The following is a 5,260-nucleotide window of genomic DNA, read 5'->3' on the forward strand; positions in this document are numbered from 1 at the left end:
AGCCCGAGCCAGAGCAGCGGGGACCAGCGCAGGATGCTGCGGCCGGCGGGGCGCCCGACCGGGAACAGCAGCACCACGCTCGAGCCGACCGAGATCAGCGTGGTCGCGCTGAGCACCTCGGCGGCGAGCACGGAGCCGAACGAGCCGTCGGGCGGGACCACGGCGGAGGCGCCCCAGGCGAGTCCGGCGAGACCCAGCAGCGAGACGACGCGGACGGTGGAGAGCTTCGCGCGGTCGACGGCGGATGCGCCCTCGGGGAGGACGAGGCCGATCACCACGCCGAAGAGGAGCGCCGGGTCCAGTCCCGCGAAGCGCGAGACGAGAGCGGCCGCCGCGACCAGGAGCAGCGCGCGCGGAGCGGCGGCGACGCCGATCCCGCTGACGCCGATCCGTCGGCCGACCAGCGCGGGGACGGCGGCGGCGACCGCGTTGACCACGGCGACGGCCACGATGACGGCGATCAGCAGGCGCAGGTAGGCGGGCTGGCCGTCGACGCGTCCCGAGAGCAGGACGAGGCCGGCTGCGCAGCCGATCATCCCGGCGACCATCAGGCGCGGCGAGGCGGGACCGGTGTCCGGCTTGTCGTCGTACTCGACGGCGGCGCGGTTGCGGCCCGTGAGGTGCCAGCTGCGCTCGGCGCGGGGCGCGCGCCCGGCCGCGGCGAGGCGGGCCGGCACGACGACCAGGGCGAGCGAGAGCAGAGCGAGGGCGAGGGAGCGCATCCAGTCGGCCATCGAGACGACGGGCGATCCGGCGGACAGCGCGGTGGTCATCCCGGTCGCCGCGCTCCAGCCGCCCGGCTCCGATCCGGCGTCGGGGGCGGGCTGCGGCGGCACGTCACCGCCGTCCTGGTCGGGAGCCGGGACCGGTGCTGCGGTGGGCTCGGCGGTCGGCTCGTCCTCGGGCGCGGGCGCGGCCTCTCCGGGGCGGACGGGCGACGGGGACGCGGTCGGCGCCGCACTGCTCGGAGCGGGAGACGCGGCGGCCCCGGGTGCGGTGGGCGCGGCACCGGGGGCGGCCGGCGTCGTCGCGCTGGGCGTGCCGGTGGGAGCGGTCGTCGCCGCCGCGAAGGTCACGTCGATCCAGGGGCTCGGCGGGCTGTAGTTGCCGGCGCTGTCCCCGGCGATGGCGGAGACCCGGTGCGCGCCCGCCGTGATCGTGCCGCCGGTGCAGCTCCAGGCGCCTCCGCTGACCGCCGCGTCGCAGGTGTTGACCCGGTCCACGTACACGTAGGCGCGGGTGCCGTCCACGCCCGTCCCCGAGTAGGACGCGCCGCCGAGCGGCAGGGCGGCGCCGTCCGACGGCGAGGTGAGGGCGGGGGCGGCAGGAGCAGCGGTGTCGACCACGAGGGTCACCGGCGCGCTGGCCGGCGAGGCGGCGCTGCCGGCGAAGGAGGCGGTCTGCGTCGCGGTGACGCGGTAGCTGCCCGGCGCCGGAGTGGGGGCGAGCTGGCAGAACCATGCGCCGCCGGAGTCGGCGGTGGCCAGGCACGCGGCGCCGCCGTTCGAGACCGCGGCGACGCTCGCGCCGGGGTAGGCCGTGCCGCGGACCGAGCCCGCGGAGGTCGCCGAGCCGTCGACCGACTCGATGACGGGGGCGCTGAGGACGGCGATCGGGACGGCGGCCGAGGTGGTCCCGCCGCCGGCGAGGAGCTCCACCGCGACCAGGGTCGCCGGCCCGTCGTCGAGGGAGACGGCGCAGCTCCAGCCGCCGTCGGGGCCCGCGGTGGTGATGCAGAGGGGGTCGCCGCCGCCGCGGAGCCCGATCTGCACCTGGTCCCCGGCCGTCGCCGTGCCGGTGACCGTCGTCGCTCCCGTGCTGAGGACCGCGCCGGAGGAGGGAGCGGTGATCGCGAGAGCGGCGGCCTGCGCGGCCGGAGCGGCCAGCCCGGAGACGGAGGCGACGGCCGCGAGGAGCACCAGCAGCAGGGCGGCCGTGCGCCGCGGGGATCGGCGGAGTCGGGGCACCGGCACGACCGGTGAACCCCCCGGTACTGCCACGTCGACGCCCGATTTCACGATGCGTCCATTGCACGGGGGCAGGGGGGAGCTGTCAAGCGCGCCGCACCACTGTTCCCGGATGTACACCATCCGGAGGAGGCGTCTCGGCCGGTCGGGGGAGTCGGGGAGATCCGGGAGAGCGCTTCCGCGAGAATATACCCGTCGATCAGATCCGGAGGACAGTGGAATGCGCGAAGACGAGGCCCGCGGGCGCGATCGGCGGGAGGTGCGCGTCGAGGCTGCGCGCTTCGACGATCCGCGCGAGCTGGGCGCACTCCTGCCGCCGGGCCTGCGCATTGGACTGGCGCAGAGCGCCTTCCAGACGGAGGGCTCCCTCGAGACGGGCGGCCGTGGCCGGTCGGTGTGGGACGACTTCGCGCTGCGACGGGGGACGATCGCCGAGGAGGCCACTCCCGAGATCGCGACGGACTTCCTCCTGCGCTGGCGCGAGGACCTCGCGCTGCTGGTCGATCTCGGCGTCGACGAGCTCCGGCTCTCGGTCTCGTGGCCCCGGCTGCAGCCCGACGGCCGCGGGCCGATCGACCGCGGAGGGCTCGGCTTCTACGACCGCCTGCTCGACGGGCTCGCCGAGACGGGGATCCGGGTCGCGCTGACCCTGCACCACCGCGACACCCCGTCGGCGCTCAGCGGCGGCTGGATGAACCGCGACACCGCGTTCCGCTTCGGCGATCTCGCCTTCGAGCTCGGCGGGCGGTTCGGCGACCGGGTCGCCGACTGGATCACCCTCGACCAGCCGTCGACGGTGATGCTCGAGGGCTACGCGCTCGCGCGGCAGGCGCCGGGCGCCGGCCGGCTGTTCAGCGCCCTGCCGGCGCTGCACCACCAGCTCCTCGGGCACGGCGTGGCGCTGGAGGCGCTGCGGGCGGCGGAGGTGACCGGGAGGATCGGCCTCGTCGACGCGCTCGCGCCGGTCGAGCCCGCCTCGGACGACGACCGGGACCGCGCCTTCGCCTCCCTGGCGGACGTCCTGCGGAACCGCCTGGTGGCCGACGCCGTGCTGACCGGGTTCTACCCGGTCGGACCGGAGGAGCTGCCGCCGTTCCTCGGCGCCCTCGCGCAGGCGGATCCGGTCGACCTCGCGCGCATCTCGGCTCCGCTCGACTTCTACGCGGTCGCGCCGCTGCCGCCGCTGCGGATCGTGGCGGGCCGCGACCCGGCGCTGCCGACCGGGGTGGGCGCTCCTCCCGCGCTCCCCTTCCACACGGCGCCCTGGCCGGAGCTGGACCGCACGGGCGACGGCTCGCCGGTCGCGCCCTGGGCGGTGGTCTCGGTGCTGCGGTCCCTCGTGGAGCGCTACGGCGACGCCCTGCCGCCGCTGGTGGTGACCGCGCTCGGCGCGAGCTACCCCGACGAGCCCGATCGCGAGGGTGCGATCGTCGACACGGAGCGGATCCGCTGGCTCGGGGCGCACCTGGCCGCTCTCGCCGAGGCCGTCCACGACGGACTGCCGGTGGAGGCCGTGCAGCTCTGGACCCTGGTCGACGCGTTCGAGTGGCAGCACGGCTACAGCCGCCCGCACGGGCTCGTGGCCGTCGACACGCGCAGCCGGGACCGCGTGCCCAAGGCGTCGTTCGACTGGCTCCGGCGCGTCCTCGACGCCCGCTCCTGACGCGGGGGCGTGCGAGACTGCCGCCGTGCGCAGCCTCCTCGCCCTCGCCTCCGTCCTCCACGCCGACCCCGCCCCTGTGCTCGCCGCCCTCGCGGACGTCCTCGCGGCCGACGGCGCCTACGAGCGGCGGGGGAGCGGGCTCGAGCGCCGACTCCCCGTGCTCGGCGTCGAGCAGTGGCGGGTCCTGGCGGACGAGGAGGGGGCCCGGGTCGAGTGCGAGCTGGTCGCCGCACCCGCCTCGTCGGCGCTCGCCGGGGTCCTCCTCCGGCGGCGGATCCGCGAGGCGCCGGACCGGTTCCGCGCGGTCGTGACCGCTGTCGCCGACGCGGTGGAGTGACGCTCCGGGGACGCCCGCGCGGGTCCGCTCCGACGCCCGCTCTCCGCTCCGCCCGCCGCCCCGCCTCCACCCCGCGCCAGCGCCCCCCGAACGGGGAATGCGCGGGCGCTCGCCGCTGTTGTGTACCGATGACGGGACGGGGCTCGGCGCCCCGCCCACCGGACAGCTCGGAGGAGCCAGAGGCAGATGGCAGGAACAGGGATGAACAAGGGTCGAGGGGCGCGCGGCAGTGACGACGAGATCGTCTACCGCCGCCACGCGAACGGACGCGGCATGGTCGCTCCCGGATCGCGCGTCTCGGCGACCGCGTACGTGGAGACCGGCGCCTACGTGGAGCCCGGCGCGACCGTGGGCGAGCGCGCCTGGATCGGCGCGGGCAGCTGGGTCGACCGTGACGCCATGATCGGGCACAGCGCCTTCATCGGCGCGAACGTGCACGTCGGGCCCGAGGCGATCATCGGACCGGGGGCGCGGATCGGGAGCTACTCCCGCATCGGACGCTCGGCCGTGATCGCGACCGGCGCCCGCATCGACCGCGACACCGTGGTGCCCGACGGCGCCCGGAGGGGCATCGACGAGGCGAGCGAGAGCGGCCGCCGCGCGGCCTGACCCCCACGACCCTGTTCCGCCGGCTCCCCGGAGCGGCGGAATAGGGTCGTTCCATGTTCGAACTCCACCACCTCAGCGCCCAGGAGCAGTGGGACTGGCTGCAGCGCGGAGAGGTCACGCCTCTCGAGCTCGCCGATCACTACCTCGCCCGGATCGAGCGGTGGAACGGGGAGCTGGGCGCCTTCGCCACGGTGACCGCCGATCGGGCGCGGGAGCGGGCGTCATCGCTCGGCACCGGGCCCGGCACCGCTCCGCTCTGGGGCCTGCCGAGCGGCGACAAGGACCTCTGGCGGCGCGCGGGCGTGCGGACCGCATCCGGATCGCGGCTGCGCGAGCACCACGTGCCCACCGCCTCCGACGAGATCGTCGAGGTGCTCGATGCGGCGGGAGCGGTCAGCCTCGGCAAGACCGCGGCGCCCGAGTTCGGGATGCCCTCCTACACCGAGACGCTGATCGGCCCGCCCGCCGTCACGCCCTGGGACACCCGCCTCGGGGCCGGCGGATCCAGCGGAGGAGCGGCGGTCGCCGTCGCCGCGGGACTGCTGCCGTTCGCCCCCGCCTCGGACGGCGGCGGGTCCATCCGCATCCCCGCCGCGGCCTGCGGCCTCGTAGGACTGAAGCCCTCCCGCGGACGCGTCGCCGCGCTCTCCGGCATCGGCGGGGTCGGCGGCCTGACGGTCGCCG

The 5,260-nt window shown here is 76.5% G+C and carries 5 protein-coding genes; 4 read left to right on the forward strand and 1 reads right to left on the reverse strand.

Features of this window, described 5'->3' with window-relative positions:
- Positions 1 to 1,967, reverse strand: a 1,967-nt coding sequence (locus C5B98_RS16395; RefSeq protein WP_181065573.1) for a hypothetical protein, incomplete at its 3' end; no start/stop codon positions are given.
- 220 nt (positions 1,968 to 2,187) lie between these two features.
- Here C5B98_RS16395 and C5B98_RS16400 point away from each other — a divergent pair.
- The 4 genes from C5B98_RS16400 to C5B98_RS16415 all read left to right on the forward strand — a co-directional run.
- Positions 2,188 to 3,630, forward strand: a complete 1,443-nt coding sequence (locus C5B98_RS16400) for a glycoside hydrolase family 1 protein (RefSeq protein ID WP_181065574.1) — start codon at positions 2,188 to 2,190, stop codon at positions 3,628 to 3,630.
- 25 nt (positions 3,631 to 3,655) lie between these two features.
- Positions 3,656 to 3,967, forward strand: coding sequence for a hypothetical protein (locus C5B98_RS16405; protein WP_104227427.1), 312 nt, complete (start codon positions 3,656 to 3,658; stop codon positions 3,965 to 3,967).
- 201 nt (positions 3,968 to 4,168) lie between these two features.
- Entirely contained in the window at positions 4,169 to 4,576 is a 408-nt protein-coding gene (locus C5B98_RS16410) for a transferase (RefSeq protein WP_104317518.1), read from the forward strand.
- A gap of 53 nt (positions 4,577 to 4,629) precedes the next feature.
- The coding region (locus tag C5B98_RS16415) for an amidase (RefSeq protein WP_146076991.1) at positions 4,630 to 5,260 on the forward strand (631 nt) is incomplete at its 3' end.

It is taken from the genome of Rathayibacter sp. AY1A5, from assembly GCF_002930875.1.
In the GTDB taxonomy this organism is placed as follows: domain Bacteria; phylum Actinomycetota; class Actinomycetes; order Actinomycetales; family Microbacteriaceae; genus Rathayibacter.